Origin of the sequence: Arthrobacter psychrochitiniphilus, assembly GCF_003185915.1 — a bacterium.
Taxonomy (GTDB): Bacteria; Actinomycetota; Actinomycetes; order Actinomycetales; family Micrococcaceae; genus Specibacter; species Specibacter psychrochitiniphilus.
This window is the reverse complement of record NZ_QHLZ01000001.1, coordinates 342,105-363,468: the sequence shown is the minus strand read 5'-3', so window position 1 is coordinate 363,468 and position 21,364 is coordinate 342,105. Positions and strand designations below refer to the sequence as shown.

Sequence of the window (21,364 nt, the reverse complement as noted above, 5' to 3'; positions counted from 1 at the left end):
CTAGCTGCAGAATTTTCGCGTACAAGTTTAATTATAGGCCTAGGTTGTAGGTCAAAGTTGGCCAGGGTGGCTGCTAGGTCTTTTAACTGATGTGCTTAGCGTCGAAAACTCCTGAGGTGGGCTTCTGCTGAGTCCGCACTCACGGGCTCTTCAGGGTTCTTGGTGAATCTGGGGTTCACGTCGTAGCAAAGTAGGACCTCGTCACCCTGCTGAGATGGATGAGTATATCGTTCTTCTCAGGTCAGGAACCACGAGCCTCGATCCAGCCTACCCAGTCATACCTTGATGCGGAGACGACCTTCTTCAATCTGTCTAATTATCAGCTCCTCTTCGTCAGCAATGATTATGGCACCGGTATCCGTGCCGCCGTGGTTGCTTCGGACTTCCCGACAGCTTTCCCTGGCTGAGCCGTCCTGGTGTCTCGGGTACAATCGCGTCGGATCCAGCTGGTTAGGACATCCTTGCCGCCGGGAATGTCAAACTCATGTCGGCCAAGCGCCGGCTCTTTTTGCGACGAGGCTCTCTGTGCCTGAAAGATCTTTTCCGAGGCAACTCCTTGGTCGCCACGGTTAGCCCGTTCCGCCACATGGTTGAAAGAAGCCCTCAATGACGCAGTCATTGATTCTGGGCACTCCGCCTCTGAAGTCGCGGCCGCGTTCGGCGTCTCCTGGTGGCTGGTCAAAACTGTTAGCGGCCACGTAACTGCCCTCTGGCCAGCAGAAATGTCCATTGGTGGCCATGAGATCTGCCCACTCTTATTCTCTAGCATCGTCGTGTTGTTAACGGCGGGAGCCCCTTCCTGGGGTTTGATGTCGGTGTCTAGTCGCACCAAACCAAACCAGGAACGGGCTCCGTATGAAGTCTGACGGAAAATCATGGTAAGTCTTGAAGCGTACGATCTTACGAAGTCGTTTCGCGCCGCGGCCTTGCTCGCGGGCTGTTCGTATCACACCGCAGCCCAGCTGACGGGCTGTTCGTATCACACCGCAGCCCAGCTGACGGGCTGTCCGCACCACACGGTCGCTAAACACGTCGCCGCTCGTGATGCCGGGCGGCCCTTGGCGGAGCCGGTGGCCAGAGACAAGATCACCGATGAGTGCCTGCCCAAAATCGAGGAGCTCGTGGAAAAGTCACGAGGCCGGATCCGTGCCGATGTTACCCACCAGAAGCTGATAGGCATGCGCTTTGAGGGTTCTGAGCGTTCCACCCGCCGCGCAATGGCCCAGTTCAAGGCCGCGTGGAAGCTGGGACGGGTGCGAGTGCACCGGCCGTGGATCACCGAGTCTGGCGGCTGGCTATTATGGAGAATTCTCCATAATAGCCATTATGTAGAATCGGCGATTATGTAGAGTAACCTGCGGTACATGCCCTGGTCCGCCACGATCACGCGAATCAATGACGGCCAGCTTTCTACATAATTACAGCCCTTCCAGGAAGGCGAGCAGGTCATCCGATGGTCGGTAACGGCCGGGGCGCGTCTGCGGCGGGGCTGTCCGGTCGAGTGCTCGCTGCTTCATGGCGAGGTCGGCATGGAGGTAGATCTGCGTAGTCCGAATATTTTCGTGTTCGAGCAGCAAGGCGATGGTGGCAATATCAACCCCGGCCTGTAGCAGCCGCATGGCAAACGTGTGCCGGTTATGTGGAATTCCACGTAAGCGGCATACCGCTGCCATGCGCCTCCTCGACGCCGGCATTGACATCGCCATGATCGCGATCTGGCTCGGCCACGCTGGGATTGAATCCTCCCAGCCGTACCTGCACGCCAACATGAAAGTGAAAGAAGACGCCCTCAACGGGACCACGCCAACGAAAGTCGAATCTGGCCGGTACCACGCCACCTACGAACTCCTCACCTTCCTCAGCGGCCTCTAACTTTGCCGACAGGGACAGAGCGCGAACCTCCCTGACCTGCACCTATACCATGGGTGTCGGCGTAACACGGAGTCCAACATATAAATGGTTATGCCGATATTGGCATAACCACTTCCACATGGTCCAACTTGCCAGTGACATACTCACCCAGGTCTGACAACGGGTCTCCCGGGAACAGAACGGGCGCCGCGGCCTAAGAATCAGAGAAAGCCTGAGCCCACCGGCAATTGCTACTGCGCGGTTACGACACACTCTTCGAGGTTGGGAAGAAGGGCCTAGAAGACATGTTTTCCACGGATGACCCGAGCCAGGAAATCGTGGCCGCTTGGGGTGTAAAGGTAGCCCCGAGGCTGATGCTCTCCACCACCAACCCAGCCAGCGTGGAAGACCGCAAGGCCTTCTTGGAGCGGCAGGTCAAGGCTGCTGCCATGAAGGAAACCGATCGGCTGCAAAAGACCGTGACCAAGTGGTGGCCAGAGATCCTAACACTACTGGCAACCCGCGTGACAGCAGCCAAAGTCGAGTCAGCCAACACGATGATCAAAAACATCCAAAGGACCGCCCGCGGGTACCGCAACCCGACCATCTATCAATCATTTATCCTGCTAGGAAGTGCCGCCCGGACGGTGGCACAAATTCATCTTAGTAGGCTGGTATTCACGACGAAAGGCGAAAAACCGTAGTCTGCTCCCGAAACTAAGCAGAAAATGTTGGGTGGGACGGCCAGTATTATTTGTTAGAGGCATCTTTTAGGCTCTAATGAGGAGTCTCCATCATATCGCCGTGAAATCTCGAGTTTGGTTCAAGTGCCCGGTTGAAGTAGTGGCATTCAGCGATGGAGGCTTTGGCAAGGTAACGTCGCCGCATGAGAGGGAAACTGTTTTCGATGGCTCTGCGGCCGCAGTTCCAGAATTCTATATCGGCAGGTTTCCTTTTTGCGGATGTCGGTATGGTGACGATGAAGACGCTCTGAGTGACTTGCTTCCTATTATTCAACGGCTTATAGTCAGGGGCGTCTGGGCTGCTTGTGGCGCGGAGCGGAATTCGAATCCGGTATCAACACTGAAGCATTTCACGGTCCGCTCAACCTCTCGGTTGTTGGCAGTGGCCAACGAACGGTCTCTGGACCTCACCTTATTCCAATGCATCTCTGTAGGGTTCTTAGGGAGACTAAGTTAGGTTCCTTTGACCATGAGCTAATAGCATGGGGTCCTTGTAGTTGCGGAGTTGCCGCCTCAGTTATTCCTCTCATATTATTCATGACGAAGCGGTCTGGGAGCATGATTAGATTTTTCCCACGCGATGATGGTTTGGATAGCCGGTGCGAGTTGCTTCTTCATTTGGTCAAAGACGTGATCGCCGCGGCGGTAGGGGTCAACCACGTCGTCATCGGCAGCTGATCCTCTGTGGAGGGTGCGGGCCCTCATCGCCAAAGGAATTGCCAACTCCCAGCGTTCAGCTGGATGGACACCGCGAGCCCCGTCAACGTGGGGGAGGACCCTGGCAAGTTCACGCAAGGTAAAAGTCCTTTTCAACAATCCTGGGTGCATCTCCACGATGCGGCTGCGGTGCTCACGAGTCAGAGCCAACACTAAGTCCTGTTGATCCAGAATGTTGCGGGTGAGCTGCCTGGCAGAGAATCCATCTGAGGACGCTCCGGAGGCCCTGACAAAACCCTCGATATGTGGTTCCATGTCGGAGCCAACCATGGCTGCAGTGCCGGCACTTTCAACGGCGAAGACACCGGGGGATAGCCGGTCGAGTTCACTTTGCAGGAGCCTCTCAGCCATGGGGGAGCGGCAAATATTTCCCGTACAAACAGTTAAAATCCTAAAAGGGGGCACAATGCTCATGACTCTTACCGTACAGCTCAACTTGCTCTTTCCTGGACACGTGCTTTGTATGAGCGAGGTGGTAGGTCATAGCACCAATGCAAGCACCCGCTGTGTTCGCCACAATATCCAGAACGGAAGCGAAACGGTCAGCGAGGAAAATCAACTGCCCCAACTCTATGAGGCAGGAAATAGCAGCTCCAAGCACTGCCCCAAGCCAAGCCCTCTTAGTCCAACCCGTGGCAATGATCCCCATGGGCACAAACATCACGATATTCGCGGTGAACTCGATAGTGTTGTAGCCAATGAACGTGGGAACGCCGTGGCTGTGTATCCACACAATAAGGCTGTGTAGGGTTCCGGCTGCAGGACGGTCAACCGGTGTTGGCCAAAAGACAATGAGAACCAGTGCTACAAGGTAGCCGCCAACAAAGCACAGCGATATGCGGTGGAGAGTCTGATGTTTGGCGTTCACAACATAACGGTACGCCACGTTGAGGTACGCCAACGGCAATTGGCTGGCAATCTCATTGCCTCGGGAATGTCAGCAGAGGTCAATTGCTGCCTTAACTGTCAGAAAGTACGGCAGTGAGATCAAGTGCTGTGGTGGCCGGACCTGTGACCACACAGCCCGGGAGCACGAAGATTAGGGACGTACCCAACCCTCGCTCGCTGCGGAGCTCAATGGTCCCGCCGTGCTTGGAAATGATGGCCTTAGAGATCATCAGACCTAAACCAATTCCAGGGATGGAGCGCTGCATTGCAGATTTTGCGCGGAAGAATTTGGTGAAGGCCTCAGCTTGGTCAGCACTATTCATACCCATTCCCGTGTCCTTCACCTCGCACCAGAGATCCGAGCCCTGCGCCCACGCGCGGACGGTGACGGTGCCACCATCGGGAGAGTACTTGACTGCATTGGAGACCAGATTATCCAATACCTGGCCCACCCGAAGAGCATCGACGAACGCTTCCAAAGGAGCTTGAACTTGGGTTGAGAGTGCCACCTTGTTGGCGTGAGCGACCGGGGCTGCCGTTCCTAAGCTGTCCGCCACCAGCTGTGCCACATCAACGCGGGCAACGTTCAGAGTTACCGAATCGGTGCTGAGTAGATCCTCCACCAAGGAATTCAGGCGGTCCACATTCCGTACGGCAATGGTCAAGTACTTTTCAACATGTGGGGGTAACTCGGCAGGCTCTTCCAATGCCATGTCCAGATAGCCCTGAATAGAGGTCAGTGGCGTCCGGAATTCGTGCGAAACGTTGGAGACAAAATCATTTTTGGCACTTAAAGCTGACATCATGTCTGTGATGTCATGGAAAGCGACAACTGCGCCATCGAATTCCCCCTGCTCATTCACCATGACGCGTGAAGCGGTGGAAACCGCACGTGCTGTTTCGCCGCTGCCCAGCCATAACTGATAGTTGGTGAATTCTTCTGCATGAATGGCCCGGAGGACAGGACGTTCCTCGGTAGGCACAGGAGTGATGCCATCTTGGTTAAAGACGAGTAAATCCCCCTCCGCTGGGTCAGCAATTCCTTCCGGGAGGGCGTGGCTGTGCAGAATGTTTTGTGTAGCGTTCATGAGCACATCATGGCCACCGGCATCTACCACCACCACGCCCACGGCCACAGTATCCAGAATTGTGCTCAGAAGACGTTCACGCTGCTGACTAGCCGCTAAAGCATCCCGTAACTGGCGGTCCTTGGCCTGTAACGTTTTCCTTTGCACGTTCATGGTGTTGGTCACAGCCGCCACCGTAGTTGCGAAGGCGAAGACTACCAAGGGGAAGAGTAGCGGCTTCGCAAGCTGTTCCAGGGTGGGAGTGCCGGATTCGGCAAAAATGGGTACCCACACGATGAGTAAAGCCCCTACTACGCTCACGGAAACTGCCGTGCGCTTAGCCATTCCCGACGCCGCCAGCCAAAAGACAGGGAAAAAGATCATCAGGCCCACCGCAGTGAGGAACTGATAATTGCCCCCACGGAAAAGTCCTATAGCAACAAAATCGAGGTACGGGATGATCAGGAATGAGCCACGGGGGAGTCGATCCCAGGGGACAAGAATGGCCGCGAGCAAAAGAAGGACGTGCAGTACCAAAGAAGTTACAAATAATGTCTCACGAAATGACTGCGGGTAGAACGCCAGTGCAATGATGACGGAAACCACCATCAAGAGGGATAGAGGCAGCTGGGTCAGGAAGACTCGCCTGCGCAAGCCCTGAAGACGGTAGAAGTGACTACTAGTAATGCTTTTCGACTCAGACGGGGTCATGATTACTTTCAACCTTGAATGGTGGCGCACAACAGGCCAGCATTTATCTCGCCAATTTGGTTAATATACACGGGCCACTCACGCGAACGCGTTTTACCTCTGATAGACGTCCGGTGTTCCGTCACCATCGTCGTCACGACTCTCTAATTCGGCAATAGTGCGGTAATGGCGATTCCTCAACCGCAGAACCACCGAAGCCAGAAGGGCGGCAATCACAGATCCAGCCAAGATGGCCACTTTCGCGTGATCGTAATGTGGGGCGTCATCACCGAAGCTAAGCTCGCTAATCAGCAGGGAAACGGTGAATCCTACCCCTGCCAAAAGTGCCAGACCGGCAACATCCACCCAAGCTAGTCCGTCATCGAGTTCTGCCTTAGTTGTTTTGGTGACCAGCCACGTGGAACCAAAGACGCCGATGAACTTGCCCACCACCAGAGCCAATACGATGCCAATGGCGACGGTGTCAGAGAGAGAGTTTTTCAGCCCACTCAAGCCACCCACCACCACGCCTGCTGAGAAGAAAGCGAAGAGTGGTACGGCAAATCCGGATGAAATGGGACGCATGACATGTTCAAAATGTTCGGCCATCCCGGGACCCGCATCCGGTCCACCCATCTTTTTGCTGCGAATCACTGGCACGGCGAAGCCTAGAAGCACACCTGCCACTGTGGCGTGGACACCGGAGGCATGGACCAACCCCCACGTTGCGGCAGCGAGTGGGATGAGCAAATACCAGGAGCGGATGCGCTTTTGTACTAGCCACGTGAAGACCAACAAAGGCAGGACGGCCAAGGCGAGGTATTGGAAGTGCATCTCCCCGGGGTAAAACACGGCGATGATGGCAATGGCGATGAGATCATCCACCACGGCCAGTGTTAGCAGGAACGTCCGCAGTGCACTGGGAAGGTGTGTACTGATGACAGCAAGAACGGCTAGAGCGAAAGCGATATCCGTGGCGGTGGGGATGGCCCATCCTTTGAGGATTTCGGGACCAGCGGAGATGTTTACTGCCACAAAGATCAGCGCAGGGACAATGACGCCACCAAAAGCAGCGGCAATGGGTACCACGGCCTTGGCAGGACTACGCAGGTCCCCGGCCACGAACTCCCGCTTGAGTTCCAGGCCGGCAACAAAGAAGAAGATTGCCAGCAGGCCGTCTGCGGCCCAAGTGCCCAGACTGAGATTCAGATGAAGGGATTCAGGGCCAATCTGGAAGTCGCGCAAACCGAAATAGCCCTCGGACCACGGGGAATTCGCCCAGATCAGGGCCAAAACTGTTGCTGCCAGGAGTAGGGCCCCACCTACAGTTTCGGAGCGTAAAATTTCGCTGACACGCAGCGATTCGGCATAAGTGCCTCGGGTGAAAATACGGCGTTCGGAGTTTTGGGCCATGGGCCTGTGCCTTCTAACTTGGGGCAATCTTGTAAAGAACAATTGGGTTCGACAATTACATTGCCGACCAGACTTCCCGGCGCACCTGAGGATCAGTTTAGCGTGTGGAGGCCATTCTGGACGATTCCGCGGGGAGTTCGGCGGTGAATTCGCCCAACCATTCGCGTAGATCCTCGCCCAGATCTTCGCTTTCGCAGGCCAGCGTCACAACAGCTTTCAAGTAGCTGAGCTTATCTCCCGTGTCATAGCGGCGGCCGCGGAACACCACACCGTAGACCCCGCCGCCTTCGCCCTCCATAGTTGCCAGGGTTTGGAGTGCATCGGTCAGCTGAATTTCATTGCCGCGTCCGGGTGCCGTGTGTTCAAGGACTTCAAATACTGCCGGGTGCAGCACATAGCGGCCAATGACGGCCAGGTTGGACGGGGCTTCCTCTAGAGAGGGCTTCTCCACCAGATGGTTGACCCGAACATACTTCTCCCCCTCGATCACTGTCATATCGGCACAGCCATAGGAAGAAATCTTGTCCGCAGGAACTTCAATCAACGCCACCACGGAGCCGCCGGTACGTTCCTGAACTTCGATCATGGTGGTCAGCAGTTCATCGCGCTCATCTATCAAGTCATCACCGAGTAGAACCGCAAACGGCTCGTTGCCCACGTGAGTCTTGGCGCGCAACACTGCGTGCCCCAGACCCTTCGGGTCACCCTGGCGGACATAGTGAATTTCGCCGAGGTCGGTGGCATGCTGGACCGCCGCGAGACGTTCGCGATCGCCCTTTTCCTCCAGCAGTTGCTCGGTGACCGGAACCCGGTCAAAGTGGTCTTCCAAGGCGCGCTTGTTGCGCCCTGTAATCATCAAAACATCGGTCAGTCCGGCGTTGACAGCTTCCTGAACCACGTATTGAATGGCAGGCTTGTCAACAACAGGCAACATTTCCTTGGGCATGGCCTTGGTCGCGGGCAGGAATCGGGTCCCCAAACCAGCTGCTGGAATAACGGCTTTGGATACGCGAGGTAAAAGTGTCATTTCATGATCTTAACTGAGGATTTCCCGGGAAGTAGCTCCATGAAGCCCGGGTGACATGCGGTGGCGCAGTTCAGAGGACAAGATCACTTGTTAGCCGGTGTTGCCGGACTAGGTGACGGTGCTGGACATCTCTGCACCTATGACACAGGCAGGAATGCGGAAACTCATGGTGGTGCCCTCTCCTTGGTGGCTGGTAAAGGACAGGGAACCACCATGAGTTTCAACGATGGTCTTGGAGATCATCAAGCCCAAACCAATACCCGGAATTTTGCGGTCAACGGCACTTCGCGCTCTGAAGAATTTCACAAAGACCCTTTCTTGCTCGGAAGCGCTCATGCCGATCCTTTGATCGCTGACTTCACGGCGCAAAAGCGTAACCATCCGCCCATACGCGCAATGAAAGCGCCCCGCCGTGGGGCGAATATTTCACAGCATTCGAAATGAGGTTATCCAACACTTGGCCGATGCGCACGGCGTCAACGCCAACTATCAATGGCTCTTGAGGATCGAAGTTCACAACGACATCATTTTTCTTACATGCGGGATCGGCGCTGGCTAAGCTTTCGGCACAGAGCTGGACCATGTCAGTAGGAGCGCGATCCACCGTCATGGTTCTGGTGGATAAGAGATCTGATACTAGGCCACTGAGGCGTTCAGCGTTCCTATAGGCAATAGTCAGGTAGTTTTCGACTTCTTTTGGTTGCAATCCGGGCGATTCCATGGCGAGCGCTAAATACGACTTGATGGCGGTTAGCGGGGTGCGAAACTCATGCGAAACATTGGCAACAAAGTCATCTTTGGCAGACAGAGCGTTGACCATGTCAGTGACATCGTGGAAGGCGATGACAGCTCCATCAAACTCACGTTGGTCACTGACGGTATCCACAAGAGTTTCCATGAGACGTTGGCGGGCATGACTTTCAGCTAAGGACGTTCGCTGTAGTTTGTCCTTGCTGATCAAAGCTGCACGCTGCCCTTCCGTGCCGGAGGTCTCTATCACCACTGCAAAGGAGAAAACAAGCATCATGAAGGGGGAAAATAGCGGCCGGACCAGATCCTGGGCTGTGAGCACCGTCACGAAACAGTGAAGCGGCCAGAAGATTCAGATAGGGGATGACCAACAATGATGCCGGGTGCATTTTTCCACGGAACTACAAAGCACGCCAAGAACAGCAGAGCGCTCCGCGACCAGCCGATCAGAAGCGATGGCTCCATCAGCACGGCCAGGTCTAGAACCGCGATCAGGATCAAGAATCTGATCAAGGTTATGGTGACAAAGAATGGCAGCTGGGAAAGGATCACCAGCGTTCGTATAGAACGCAGATTAAGATGCCGGCCAATGAACTGATTGGGAGAGTTTACAGACAAGACAACTTCCAGGATTGCTGCTGATAGAGCAGACAATGCGTTGACCATCGCGGCGGTTAGTGTGATGCAACCCAAAAATGATCAAAGGACATGGTGATAACCCGTGGTCACCGCTAACGATGATGCCATACTGGATGTATGCAAAGGGTTGGGGCCCTGCCATAAACGCATCCGAAAGTTATTTCCAACGGTCTTAGCAAGTTAAGTGGAGTAAAAATGGACAATACTCAGGTAGCGGTAGTCATTGAAGATGACCAAGACATCCGCGAACTCATTGGCGTAATACTGTCCCAAGCCGGTTTTGAGGTTCATTGTGCATCCACAGGTGCAGATGGCGTAGAAGCGGTCCGAGCTCACCACCCCGACATTGTGACCCTAGATCTGGGCCTTCCTGATATCAACGGTTTTGAAGTGGCCCGGCAGATCAGGGCGTTCACTGACACATACATCATTATGTTGACGGGGCGTGCCGATGAAATGGACACGCTCTTGGGCCTCGAATCAGGTGCAGACGATTATTTGACCAAACCGTTCCGACCCCGCGAGCTGAGGGCAAGAATCAGCACCATGATGCGCCGGCCCCGCACTGATGATGAAGTTGAGCAGGGGCATCATGGCCAAGATAGCAGCACTGCGTTTCCAAGTTCAGCTGCCTCTGCAGAGCTGGCGGAAGCGAAGCCTTGAGACGAACGATTCAGTTCTCGCTCTGAGCAGAAAGCTGTTCCATAACTTTCGTGGCAGTAGGCAGAAAGTCCAGCGGATCACGCCTCTGGGAAAGTTCAGCCAGTAGGCTGTACGTACCGATCTTTTAGATCAGTCATAGTCTCTGTGCCGCACAAGGCCACTGCGTTGAGGGCCTCTTGAGCCTTGTCAGGATGTCCTTGCTTGATCCACTCCACCATGTCGCCGCTCATCTGGCCTAAGCGCTCCGCTCCTACCATCACGCTGGATGAGAAAATGCTCAAGGCTGCCTCCGCGGCGTCTTCTACATTTCCGGCGCCTAACGCGGTCTGAAGACGGGCATAGCGTTGTGGCCACATTTCCACGTAACGTCCCACGAAACCGCGGGAAAGCATGGTCTGTCCCTCGAGAGAGTCCTCCAGCATAGCCAAGGAGTCCATACACACCAGGGGTAAAGAAGAATAATTCACGATCCGCTTTCTCTTCCCGATAGTGTGATTAATGAGTTCAAAAGAATCGATATTGAGCGCATCACGCGCTGCCTAAGGCAGCACTAATCATAATACTCTGAGCAACGGGTGCACGGTGGCTTTTTGTTGATGCAGCCGGTGAAAATTTATGGAGCATGTAGAGACTGTGTCTAGGGTTGAGCCGTGACTGCAAGCCACGGTGCACCTTGGAAACTCTCAAGCCAAGATGAGGTGATGTCCGCAGCAGGAACGGGGCGACCAAAATAATAGCCCTGCCCGGTCTCGCAGCCCAACTCTGTGAGCATGGCGGCCTGCTCCAGAGTCTCTACTCCTTCGCACGTGGCAGCAAGGTTACAGGACTTCACCAATTGCAAGATGGCTGCAATGAAAGGACGCGAGGCTCCACCATCGGTGGGGCCCCCTATCAGTGACCTATCCAGTTTCACCCCGTCTACGGGAAGGGTCCGCAAGTAACTGATGGACGAATACCCTGTGCCGAAATCGTCGATGGCTAGGCCAACGCCTAGTTTGCGCAGGCCTTGAAATGAGTACAGATCCCATTCGTTGCCGGTGACCATGGAGTATTCGGTGAGTTCTAGGACTAGAGCCGAGGGATTAATACCCTCAGCCAGCAATAGGCGCTGAACGTCATCCAAGAGGTAAGGGCGTTGGAGCTGAGTGGCTGAAATATTCACCCGCACGGTGAAGCGAGGATCTAATTCCAACGTCTGCTGCCACTGACGCAACCGTGCCAACGCTGTCTGAAGGACCCAAGCTGCCAAGTTCGGCATAGCGCCTATTTCCTCTGCGAGGTCAATGAATTCGTCAGGCATAACAAGCCCACGGGTGGGGTGTTGCCAGCGAACCAGAGCCTCAACGCCAAGCAGTTTCCCGGTGGCGAGCTCGACAATGGGCTGATAGTGCAACACCATTTCATTGTTTTCGATGGAATCTTGGAGTTCTGCAGCAAGTACCCGGTGAAGCCGCCGCGCATTGAGAAGATTGGGCTCAAACAGGGCAACTTTGACGGCAGCTTTATTCTTGGCTGTGTACATGGCGGTGTCCGCATGGAGAATCAGATCCGCGGCGGAATCACCAGGCATGGCCGCAGCTATCCCGACACTTGCGCCCACAGATAACTCCGTAGTTTCAATGTTCATTGGCTCGGCCAGTACTGCCACGATCCGCCTCGATACTGCCTTGGCGCGCTCTGCAGGTGTGTCCTGGAGGACCACGGCGAACTCGTCACCACCTAGCCGTGCCACGGTATCAATTTTTCGCACAGTATCTCGCAGCCTTTCGGCTACAACTTTCAGCACGGCGTCCCCTGCCGGATGCCCCAGAGTGTCATTAATGCTCTTGAAAGAATCCAGATCCAGCAGAAGCAGTGCAGGAGATCCGTTGACGCCCTGCTCGGTCAGGCTCGATTCCAAAACCGTTTCGAGAGCCGCACGGTTGCGTAATTGGGTCAACGGATCAGTCAAAGCCATCAGCTCCATTTTGCGGAAGGCATCCGTCAACATGGTGGTTCTGGTTTTCATCCGAGTCTGCACTTGTTCCTGAGACCTCTGAAGATCCTGAGCCATCTGATTAAAGCTGTTGATGATGGCAGACAGCGAATCCTGCTCCGTCCCGGCTGGGACACGAGTGCTCAGTTCACCTGCGCCGATCCCTTCAATCCCGGTCATAAGCGCGGGCAACCGCTTATCCGTTGGATCAACGATCATGAAGGCCTGCTTCCGGTGGTTGCCAGTATCACCTTTGCGCCACCCTACGGCGTCGGTCCGAGCCTCCACGCAAATCTCGGTTCAGTCTTCTATCTCCGTGGTACAGCAGAGCCTGCCAGTCGACTTCCTCAGCAGTCTTGGGAACCACGGGGGATACGACGGCACGAGGTACCCGTGGCTTGATGTACAGCCAGTTGATAGCACCCAGACTTATATCCACTAAGGAATTCTTCACACCGATATAGGCCTGGATTGCGAATGCCGCCAAGGTTGCATTGAGCGCTGCGAAAGCAACGTTGCCCCAGTTACTTACCACTGCATCTCGCCACAAGGTGAAGACCGAGAAGAACACAATTAAGTACGGGACTATCACGTACAGTGCCGGGGCTGCTGTACGGTCCTTAACTTTTGGTGTTCGAACAAAAGGAATCTTGTCTCCAGTGAACGCCTGCTGAAGGGACTTGAGCACGCCGGCCAGGTTGACCGGCAAGAGAACAAGGTTGAATCCGTAGATCCGGAAAATGTCACTAAAGCGGTGCCCACAATCGCGTAGATCGCTACCCATTGCCAGGAAGTACGGCAGGGCAGCAACCAAAACCAGCGGACTGAGCAAGCGGCTGTCATAGGGGTAGGCGAGCAGGAACAGCAAACCGAAACTTGCCCAGGCTATAGAGGACATGTAGTTAACGCGCAAGAGCAGTTCCCGGAAAAGAATTGTCTCGCGGCGCTGGCGGCGCTTACGTACTTGGTTCCAGAGCTTGGGCAGGATGAGCAGGCCACCGTTGGCCCAACGGCGACGCTGGACCACGAGGGAACCAAAGTCCGGGGGAGTGGCGCTGTAGCTCAACCGCTCCGGGTAGTTTGAGAGGGTCCATCCATGGGTACCCAAATCCACGCTGGACTCTGTGTCCTCGATGACAGTTCGGTCTTGAATGTAGGTGCGGACTTCAAAACCGCCCACCGTTTCGACTTCCACGATGTCCTCTAGCGCGACTTTGCGGATGACAGCGTTTGCGCCGACCCAGAATGTGGCGCCGTAGTAGGTCATGCCTTGGTGGAGGATGTGCTGGATATCCGTGCTGGCCCCGGCAATCCGCTCGATGCGGGTGGGTGCGCCGCGGAAGGAAGAGTATGGTGTTTGTGCCACAGCAACGCGCTCATTGCCAGCTGATTCTAGGTAGTAGACCAGCCGCAGGCAGTAATCCCGTAGCAACAATGAATCAGCGTCAAGTGTCAACAAATAAGTTGTGTCCGGCGTATCGAGATCGTCAGCACTACCTGGATCATCTGCTGCGCGGCGGCGCAGCACCACGTTTCCATCGGTGACTTGGCGCTGCCAACGTCCGCCCATCAAGGAAATGTAGGCATTGAGGTTCATAGCCTTGTTGGCTTCGTGAGACAGGCTTGCGTACGCCTTGCGTTCAAAGTATTCGGTTTTGACATTAAAAATCCATGTCAGGCGGAGATAGAGTTCCTCAACTCGTTGGCGTTCAGGTCCGGTGGACTGAGCCCTAGCGGCTTCAAGCGCGAGTAGGACCAGCCGTAATTCCCGGGCCAGGCCCATCAGTACTAGGTCAACAAAGAATTCATCAACGTGGTCATCCACGGCCTCTGCTTCAGCCATTTCCTCGAGCCAGCCAGCAGCATATTCATATTCCGCAATGACAGCATCCACCTCTGCTGCAGGGACTACGCCCGCGCTGGTGTCCCGGCAACGGAAGTCTGCCAAAGCGGCATTGACCCGCGCTGCAGGAATGGAGAGCGCCTGGGAAATTTCACCTGCTAGCGCTCTAGTGGCGTCCAATTTCTCCGCTGCCTGAGGATCCTTTGGATGGGGCGGATCATCAAGTAAGAGCACTACTTTTAGGTCAGGAAATTCCTGCAGGGCAGCAGACCACAGAGTGCCCCTCACTACCTGGACTTCCTCCGCATAGGAGGGCACCAATACTGTGATGCCTTCTTTGTAGTCGACAAAATGCCTGTCCAGTTCACCACGTGGAACGCGAGCATGGTCTCTGAAACGGTAGAGGGCTCCTTGGCGTGCCAAAAGATACATTAGGGCGGAGAACGTCAAAAATGTAACTACCAGAACGTACGAGACTGCTTCAACCTGGAAACGGAACCCTGCGTTGGGGTTGTCCGCCAGTTGACGGACCACTGTGGTCACCAGATAGAGCAGCCACGCTGTAATAGTGACAACAATGGCCAGCCTTCCCAGCGTAATTTTACGGCCGGAAGGTTTTGGGTGAACGATGGAAAGCGGCTCCGAACGCTTCTCCGAGCCACGCTGGCGGCGTGGGCCAGCCTTTGGCACAAGTGCGCGGTCTGAAGCCGTCATCTCAGACGGGACTGCACTGGCTTCTTCAGCCACAACAAGCGCCTCGGTCATAAATCCCTCATGCAAAGAAAATATGCGTGGATTCACGCATATTATAAACGGCCGCCCTTTGACCGAGTGAGACCGGACGACGGATGTTGATCAGTATGCTTAGGATAATACAGTCTGGCCGCTTCTAGCGGCAGCGGTCTCTGATAGCAACGCAGTGAATGGGGTTCTAGTGTCTCAACGCTTTCCTGGGCGCAAGCTCTCCTGGTTCCGGCTGACGGCTTTTATTGCCGTAGTGGCGTTGCTCGCGGGGGCGGGCTACGTTGCGTTGGGCAGGTATAACGATGCTAGGGCTGCTTCGGCAGAGCCTGCTATGTTCAGCGGTTACGTGGATGTTACGGCAACCCCGTCATACAGTTTTGAAAAACCGGTCTCCGAGTCTGCTGATTCCGTTGTTTTGTCCTTTATTGTCTCGTCCAAGGACAAAGCGTGCGAGCCAAGTTGGGGAACTTTCTACTCCATGGATGCCGCCGGGCAAGAACTGGACGTGGATCGGCGTATTGCACGCCTACTCCAGCAAGGTGGTTCCGTGTCCGTCTCGTTTGGTGGCCAAGCTAATGATGAGCTTGCCGTGCGCTGTACGGATGTTGCGGAACTGCAGGCAGCCTACGCCTCCGTGGTGGAACGCTATGAACTTTCCGCGATTGACCTTGATTTAGAAGGCCCAGGTCTATCCGATACCGCTGCCCTCAAGCGACGAGCCACAGCAATTGCTGCGCTGCAGTCGCAACGACTTGCTGCAAAGCATCCGCTGTCAGTGTGGCTGACACTCCCAGTTGCTCCCACCGGGCTGACCGCTGAGGGGACCTCGGCAGTTGCTGCCATGCTGGATGCAAAGGTTGACCTTGCGGGCGTCAACATCATGACTATGGATTACGGTGGAAGCAAGGCGGCAGGAAGCACTATGTTAGAAGCTTCTACGGCGGCTGCCACGGCGACTCATGCGCAGCTCGGGGCACTTTATAAGGCCGACGGACAAGATTTTGGCGCCGATTGGTTGTGGCGGAAAATTGGGCTCACCCCAATGATTGGCCAAAACGATGTTGCTGGTGAGATTTTCACTTTGCAGGATGCCGTAGGTCTCCATGATTTCGCTGTGGCGAAAGGCGTTGGCCGAGTCTCCATGTGGTCCTTGAACCGGGATGCCACCTGTGGCCCCAACTACCCTGACCTGACTCGGGTTTCCGACGGGTGCAGCGGCATTGACCAGAAGGGCAAATTGTTCTCAACTGTGCTGGGTGAAGGGTTAAGCGTTCTGCCTACGCAATCTGCCACCAGTGCACCGGCACAACCCACCGTTCAGTCCACCTTTCCCACGGATAATCCCGCAACGAGTCCTTATCCGATCTGGAGCGATCTGGCAGTCTATGTAGAAGGAGACAGGATTGTTCTCAACGGCAACGTCTACATGGCTAAATGGTGGACGCAGGGAGACGTGCCTGATAACCCAGTGGCAACGGACGGGCTGACTCCGTGGCAGCTTATTGGTCCTGTACTTCCCGGGGACAAGCCGGCCCCGCAAGTGACTGCGCCGGCAGGAACCTATCCGCTGTGGAGTGCTGCGAAGGTATATGACCAAGGGGACCGAGTGATGTTTGATGGCCGTATATTCGAGGCCAAATGGTGGAATCGCGAAGAAAGCCCGCTAGCTTCCCTGCAGGGATCGCCCTCGGCAGCGTGGAAGTTGTTCTCCAACGCTCAGGTGGCGCAGATCCTGGCCACCCCGGATGGTAAATAAGGTCTAACACAGCGAAAGGGCGTCCCGATACTTGGGGACGCCCTTTCGCTGTGTTAGACCAGCCGTCGCTAGCTGTGTGTGGTAATCCATTCCTGCGCCAGCGTGGCCTGCAAGTTCAAAGCCCGGCCAATCACCGGCTCGGCGGCAGACACGATTTTCGCGCCAAGGAACGGGACGCTCGACTTCACCTCACCAGTAAGCTCTACCAGCGTGGATTCGCCGTTCACGCTAAGTTTCTGCACAGCTGAAACATCCACCGGCGCCTTGGCCACGGATAACTTGATGGTGTTGGTACGTGAACCATCCGGCGCCGGTGCGCTCCAGGACTCATCCTGCGTCACGGTCAGCCATTCACCGACAAACTTCTGAACCAAGTCAGGCATTCGGGTGGTGGGCAAGGTGCGCACAGTTTGCGTTGTGAACGCAGCAGTGGTGGGGCCGCTGATGGTGAAGGACTTCAATTCCCCTCCCACGGTTTCGCTGACATGTTGGATGAAGGCTTCGTTGGTGAAGACCTCCGTCACTTTCTGAGCTGTGGCAGCAAGTGTTGTTGAGGCGGCAAGCGCCATGGTTCCTCCAAGATAAGGGGGTGTTTGGGGCAGCTCCTAGGATAGCAAGGCCGCTAGCGAGTAAGCTGGATAAGGTCCCCGAGGCGTTCATAGATTTCGGGCCTTCGTGCTGTCCCGGCACGGTGAATAATCGATTTTTTCGGCCACTTATGGTCAAGCACCAAGGAGAACACCACGCATGAGCCTTGCAGGGTTGCGGACCGCACTATTAGCCGATCCACTCTTCTCCCGGGTACGCAGCTATTCGGCTGCCAACCCCGCCACACGCAGCAGTGACCTGGCCTTCAGTGCTCCCGCTGGCATGCGCGCGGTGCTCCTGGCTGAGGTTGCCGATGGTTTGGCCGCCAGTTCCTCCTCTGCCGAACGACCCGGCATTGTCCTTGCCGTTACTGCCACAGGCCGGGAGGCGGAGGACACAGTTGCCGCTCTACGCTCCTACCTTCCAGATGCGGCTGTGGCCGAATTCCCCAGCTGGGAAACCCTCCCGCACGAGCGCCTCTCACCACGTTCGGACACTGTGGGCCGCCGGCTTTCAGTCCTGCGCCGCCTGGCTCATCCCGAGCACGATTCCGGTGAGCACCTGCGCGTGGTGGTGGCTCCCATCCGTGCTGTTGTCCAGCCGCTGGTGGCCGGACTGGGTGAACTGGTTCCGGTGCGGGTCAAAGTGGGGGACGAAATTCCCTTCAACACCCTCATCAAATCTCTGTCAGAGGCGGCCTATGCACGGGTTGACATGGTCACGCGCCGTGGAGAATTTGCCGTGCGCGGCGGCATCATCGATGTTTTCCCACCCACTGACAACCACCCGATCCGTGTGGAGTTCTTTGGCGACGAGGTTGAATCCATGCGTTGGTTCAGCATCGCCGACCAACGTACCCTGACATCCAGCAGCGGGATCACACACCCGGGCGAACTCTACGCACCTCCCTGCCGGGAAATTCTCATCACCCCCACTGTCATGAGCCGTGCGGCCAAGCTCAAGGACGCCATGCCGGGAGCCGCGGCCATGCTGGAAAAGATTGCCGGCGGCATTGCAGTGGAAGGCATGGAATCACTGGCCCCGGCCCTCGTTGATGCAATGGTGCCCTTGTCCTCACTGTTGCCGCCAGCATCCATCGCAGTAGTTTTGGATCCTGAAAAAGTCAGTGCCAGGGCCCATGATCTGGAATCCACCAACGAGGAATTCTTGGAAGCAGCCTGGTCCACGGCCTCCGAAGGCGGCAACGCCCCACTAGATCTGAGCCAGGCCAGCGGGGGCGCCGGCGGTGTGGATCTAGCCTCTGCAGGCTTTAAATCGCTGGCGCAAACCCGCGAAGGAGCCCTCAGGCACGGTCTGAGCTGGTGGACCTTAGGCTCTCTGGCTCAGGATGAGGAGCTAGAGGTCAGTACCGATGTGCTGAACCTGCACGCTCGCGAACCCCGTGGTTACCGGGGGGATGTGGCGGAGATGATGGAGTTCATTGGCTCCCGGGTCAAGAACCAGTGGCGGATTGTGGTGGCCACCCAGGGCCCCGGCCCAGCACAGCGCCTGGCCGAGCTATTCCACGAAGCCAACATCCCGGCTTCACGCGTGGAATCCCTAGACGCCGAACCGCAGCCGGGAATCATTGAAGTGACCACCGCGGACACAGGGCGCGGATTTGTTCTGGACTCCCTAAAAATGGGCCTGCTAACCGAGGCAGACCTGTTGGGGCGTGCTTCCGCGGTCTCTACCCGGGACATGCGCAAAATGCCCTCCAAGCGGCGCAACGCAGTTGACCCGCTCCAGCTGGAGGCCGGGGACTATGTGGTTCACGAGCAGCACGGTGTGGGCAAGTTCGTGGAGCTGATCCAGCGCAAGGTTGCCGGGGCAGGTGTTGGCGGTGCGGCCGGGCTGCGCGAGTACCTGGTGCTTGAATATGCCCCTTCCAAACGCGGTGCTCCGGGGGACAGGCTATTTGTACCTACCGACCAGCTGGACCAAGTGACCGCCTATGTGGGCGGGGATGGGCCGGCGCTGTCGAAGATGGGTGGCTCTGACTGGGCCGCCACGAAGTCCAAGGCACGCAAAGCCGTCAAGGAAATTGCTGGGGAGCTGATCCGGCTGTATTCGGCGCGCATGGCCAGCCGCGGGCACGCCTTCGGCCCAGACACCCCGTGGCAGGCCGAGCTGGAGGAGGCCTTCCCTTACGTTGAGACACCCGACCAGCTGGTGGCCATCAACGAGGTCAAGGCGGACATGGAAAAGGAAGTCCCCATGGACCGGCTGATCTCCGGAGATGTGGGCTACGGAAAGACCGAGATCGCGGTCCGTGCCGCCTTCAAAGCGGTGCAGGACGGCAAACAGGTAGCCATTTTAGTGCCCACAACGCTGTTGGCGCAGCAGCACTACGAAACATTCAACGAACGTTTTTCCGGCTTCCCTATAAGGGTGGCTCCGCTCTCACGCTTCCAGAGCGCGAAGGAGTCCAAGGAGATTGTTGAGGGTGTAAAGAATGGTTCCGTGGACGTGGTCATCGGCACGCACCGGCTACTCTCCAAAGATTTTGCGTTCAAGGACCTGGGCCTAGTCATTGTTGATGAGGAACAGCGCTTCGGTGTGGAGCACAAGGAAGCGTTGAAGAAGATGCGCACCAACGTGGACGTGCTGGCCATGAGCGCCACACCCATCCCACGCACACTGGAAATGTCCATGACAGGGATCCGTGAAACCTCCACCCTGGCCACCCCGCCTGAGGAGCGTCACCCCGTGCTGACCTACGTGGGTGCGCACAGTGACAAGCAGGTGGGTGCCGCGATCCGCCGTGAGCTCATGCGCGAGGGCCAGGTCTTTTATGTGCACAACCGGGTTAAATCAATTGAGCGCACCGCTGCGCACATCCAACAGCTAGTGCCTGACGCCCGCGTGGCTGTGGCGCACGGGCAGATGTCCGAGTCCCGGCTGGAGCAAATCATTGTGGACTTCTGGGAGAAGCGCTTTGACGTGTTGGTGTGCACCACCATCATTGAGACAGGCTTGGATATCTCCAACGCCAACACGCTGATTGTGGAGCAGGCCAACAACTACGGCCTCTCACAGCTGCACCAGCTGCGGGGGCGGGTGGGCCGCGGCCGTGAACGTGCCTACGCCTACTTCCTGTACCCGGCCGATAAGCCCCTCGGCGAAGTTGCGCTGGAACGTTTGAAGGCGGTTGCGGCACACAACGAACTCGGTGCTGGCATGGCCCTGGCCATGAAGGACCTGGAGATTCGCGGCGCCGGAAACCTGCTGGGCGGGGAACAGTCGGGGCACATCCAAGGTGTTGGCTTCGACTTGTACATCCGCCTGGTGGGCGAGGCTGTGGCAGATTTTCGCGGCGAGGGTGAAGAGCGTGCAGCCGAGATGAAGATTGAGTTGCCCGTCAACGCGCACCTGCCGCACGACTACGTCCCGGGGGAGCGGCTCCGCCTGGAGGCCTATCGCAAGTTGGCCGCCGCCGTCACGGTGGCAGCCATCAACGAGGTTCAAGAAGAGCTCATTGACCGTTACGGTGAACTACCACCGGCTGCCGTGAACTTGATTGCAGTGGCACACTTTAAGGTGTTGGCCCGTGCCGCCGGCCTCTCAGATGTGGCGCTGCAAGGGAACTTCATTAAGTTTGCCCCCGCAGATCTGCCGGAGTCAAAGCAGATGCGCCTGACCCGCATGTATCCGGGCGCCATGGTGAAGCCAGCGCTGAACTCGGTGCTGATCCCGAAGCCGAAGACCGCCAGGATCGGTGGCCGGGACCTGGCCGATGCTGAGGTGTTGAGGTGGGCGGAGGGCGTCCTTGAGGCGATCTTTGAGGTAACGCCGGAGACTTTGTCCTCACCCTAGCGGCACCTGGTTCCTAAGAGTCTGAAATCTATTGAGAAAGTGTCTGTTCCTCAACTTTCTTTAGTAGTTGGGATTTTTCTCACGATCTGTAATGCGGAGCTCGCAGGAGGCTTTTCAGTGATGATAATTTTTTCGGTATTTGACCGCATTACAGTTTCCTCGACTCGGGAGCCTCAGCTAGACAGCAGACGTTT

At 56.4% G+C, this 21,364-nt stretch carries 18 protein-coding genes and 2 pseudogenes; 7 read left to right on the top strand and 13 right to left on the bottom strand.

The window, feature by feature from the left end; all coding sequences use genetic code 11:
- The first annotated feature begins 218 nt into the window (after window positions 1-218).
- Together CVS29_RS18160 and CVS29_RS01605 are read left to right on the top strand one after the other, a co-directional pair.
- Complete coding sequence (locus CVS29_RS18160; RefSeq protein WP_146212962.1) at window positions 219-407, top strand: hypothetical protein; 189 nt, start codon at window positions 219-221, stop codon at window positions 405-407.
- 468 nt (window positions 408-875) lie between these two features.
- Window positions 876-1,298: pseudogene (locus CVS29_RS01605) on the top strand (hypothetical protein); the annotation flags it as partial.
- Between the two features lie 120 nt (window positions 1,299-1,418).
- On the opposite strand, the gene CVS29_RS19045 reads toward CVS29_RS01605, so the two are convergent.
- Entirely contained in the window at window positions 1,419-1,673 is a 255-nt protein-coding gene (locus CVS29_RS19045; RefSeq protein WP_281268030.1) for a tyrosine-type recombinase/integrase, read from the bottom strand.
- On the opposite strand from CVS29_RS19045, the gene CVS29_RS01595 reads away from it, so the two are divergent.
- Window positions 1,672-1,872, top strand: coding sequence for a site-specific integrase (locus tag CVS29_RS01595; protein WP_211315074.1), 201 nt, complete (start codon window positions 1,672-1,674; stop codon window positions 1,870-1,872). The two genes, CVS29_RS19045 and CVS29_RS01595, sit on opposite strands and share 2 nt — an antisense overlap.
- A gap of 227 nt (window positions 1,873-2,099) precedes the next feature.
- Window positions 2,100-2,555, top strand: coding sequence for a transposase (locus tag CVS29_RS01590; RefSeq protein ID WP_110104575.1), 456 nt, complete (start codon window positions 2,100-2,102; stop codon window positions 2,553-2,555).
- Window positions 2,556-3,125: 570 nt separating this feature from the next.
- Here the strand turns inward: CVS29_RS01590 and CVS29_RS01585 are convergent.
- From CVS29_RS01585 to CVS29_RS01550, 8 genes are all read right to left on the bottom strand, one after another.
- Window positions 3,126-3,725, bottom strand: coding sequence for an arsenate reductase/protein-tyrosine-phosphatase family protein (locus CVS29_RS01585; protein ID WP_110104574.1), 600 nt, complete (start codon window positions 3,723-3,725; stop codon window positions 3,126-3,128).
- Entirely contained in the window at window positions 3,703-4,179 is a 477-nt protein-coding gene (locus CVS29_RS01580; RefSeq protein ID WP_170120861.1) for a VanZ family protein, read from the bottom strand. The genes CVS29_RS01585 and CVS29_RS01580 overlap by 23 nt, the downstream gene beginning before the upstream one ends.
- Before the next feature lie 91 nt (window positions 4,180-4,270).
- Window positions 4,271-5,977 (bottom strand): sensor histidine kinase, encoded by a 1,707-nt coding sequence (locus tag CVS29_RS01575; protein ID WP_110104572.1) that lies wholly within the window; start codon window positions 5,975-5,977, stop codon window positions 4,271-4,273.
- A 93-nt stretch (window positions 5,978-6,070) separates the two neighbouring features.
- Window positions 6,071-7,369, bottom strand: coding sequence for a Na+/H+ antiporter NhaA (nhaA, locus tag CVS29_RS01570; RefSeq protein WP_110104571.1), 1,299 nt, complete (start codon window positions 7,367-7,369; stop codon window positions 6,071-6,073).
- Between the two features lie 97 nt (window positions 7,370-7,466).
- Entirely contained in the window at window positions 7,467-8,396 is a 930-nt protein-coding gene (gene galU, locus CVS29_RS01565) for a UTP--glucose-1-phosphate uridylyltransferase GalU (protein ID WP_110104570.1), read from the bottom strand.
- A 108-nt stretch (window positions 8,397-8,504) separates the two neighbouring features.
- Window positions 8,505-8,732, bottom strand: a complete 228-nt coding sequence (locus tag CVS29_RS01560; RefSeq protein ID WP_170120860.1) for an ATP-binding protein — start codon at window positions 8,730-8,732, stop codon at window positions 8,505-8,507.
- Between the two features lie 22 nt (window positions 8,733-8,754).
- Window positions 8,755-9,423: a sensor histidine kinase gene (locus CVS29_RS01555; protein WP_146212961.1), complete on the bottom strand. Its 669-nt coding sequence runs from the start codon at window positions 9,421-9,423 to the stop codon at window positions 8,755-8,757.
- A gap of 47 nt (window positions 9,424-9,470) precedes the next feature.
- The gene (locus CVS29_RS01550) at window positions 9,471-9,812 is read right to left on the bottom strand and encodes a hypothetical protein (RefSeq protein ID WP_110104567.1); all 342 of its coding nucleotides are present in this window, start codon (window positions 9,810-9,812) and stop codon (window positions 9,471-9,473) included.
- A 168-nt stretch (window positions 9,813-9,980) separates the two neighbouring features.
- Between CVS29_RS01550 and CVS29_RS01545 the strand changes: the two are divergent.
- A pseudogene (locus CVS29_RS01545) lies at window positions 9,981-10,373 on the top strand (response regulator transcription factor); the annotation flags it as partial.
- Window positions 10,374-10,543: 170 nt separating this feature from the next.
- Here the strand turns inward: CVS29_RS01545 and CVS29_RS01540 are convergent.
- The 3 genes from CVS29_RS01540 to CVS29_RS01530 all read right to left on the bottom strand — a co-directional run bounded on the left by CVS29_RS01540 (window position 10,544) and on the right by CVS29_RS01530 (window position 15,031).
- A complete protein-coding gene (locus CVS29_RS01540) occupies window positions 10,544-10,915 on the bottom strand; it encodes an Hpt domain-containing protein (RefSeq protein ID WP_179442375.1) in 372 nt (123 codons plus the stop codon).
- Between the two features lie 170 nt (window positions 10,916-11,085).
- Window positions 11,086-12,642 (bottom strand): bifunctional diguanylate cyclase/phosphodiesterase, encoded by a 1,557-nt coding sequence (locus CVS29_RS01535; protein ID WP_110104914.1) that lies wholly within the window; start codon window positions 12,640-12,642, stop codon window positions 11,086-11,088.
- A gap of 28 nt (window positions 12,643-12,670) precedes the next feature.
- Window positions 12,671-15,031 carry a glycosyltransferase family 2 protein gene (locus CVS29_RS01530; RefSeq protein ID WP_110104564.1) on the bottom strand — a complete coding sequence of 787 codons (2,361 nt, stop codon included), beginning with the start codon at window positions 15,029-15,031 and terminating at the stop codon, window positions 12,671-12,673.
- Window positions 15,032-15,200: 169 nt separating this feature from the next.
- Here CVS29_RS01530 and CVS29_RS01525 point away from each other — a divergent pair, with 169 nt between their 5' ends.
- Window positions 15,201-16,766, top strand: coding sequence for a chitinase (locus CVS29_RS01525; RefSeq protein ID WP_110104563.1), 1,566 nt, complete (start codon window positions 15,201-15,203; stop codon window positions 16,764-16,766).
- A 68-nt stretch (window positions 16,767-16,834) separates the two neighbouring features.
- On the opposite strand, the gene CVS29_RS01520 is transcribed toward CVS29_RS01525, so the two are convergent.
- Window positions 16,835-17,335: a DUF2505 domain-containing protein gene (locus CVS29_RS01520; RefSeq protein WP_110104562.1), complete on the bottom strand. Its 501-nt coding sequence runs from the start codon at window positions 17,333-17,335 to the stop codon at window positions 16,835-16,837.
- A gap of 178 nt (window positions 17,336-17,513) precedes the next feature.
- On the opposite strand from CVS29_RS01520, the gene mfd reads away from it, so the two are divergent.
- Window positions 17,514-21,170 carry a transcription-repair coupling factor gene (gene mfd / locus CVS29_RS01515; protein ID WP_110104561.1) on the top strand — a complete coding sequence of 1,219 codons (3,657 nt, stop codon included), beginning with the start codon at window positions 17,514-17,516 and terminating at the stop codon, window positions 21,168-21,170.
- The last annotated feature ends 194 nt before the right edge of the window (window positions 21,171-21,364 follow it).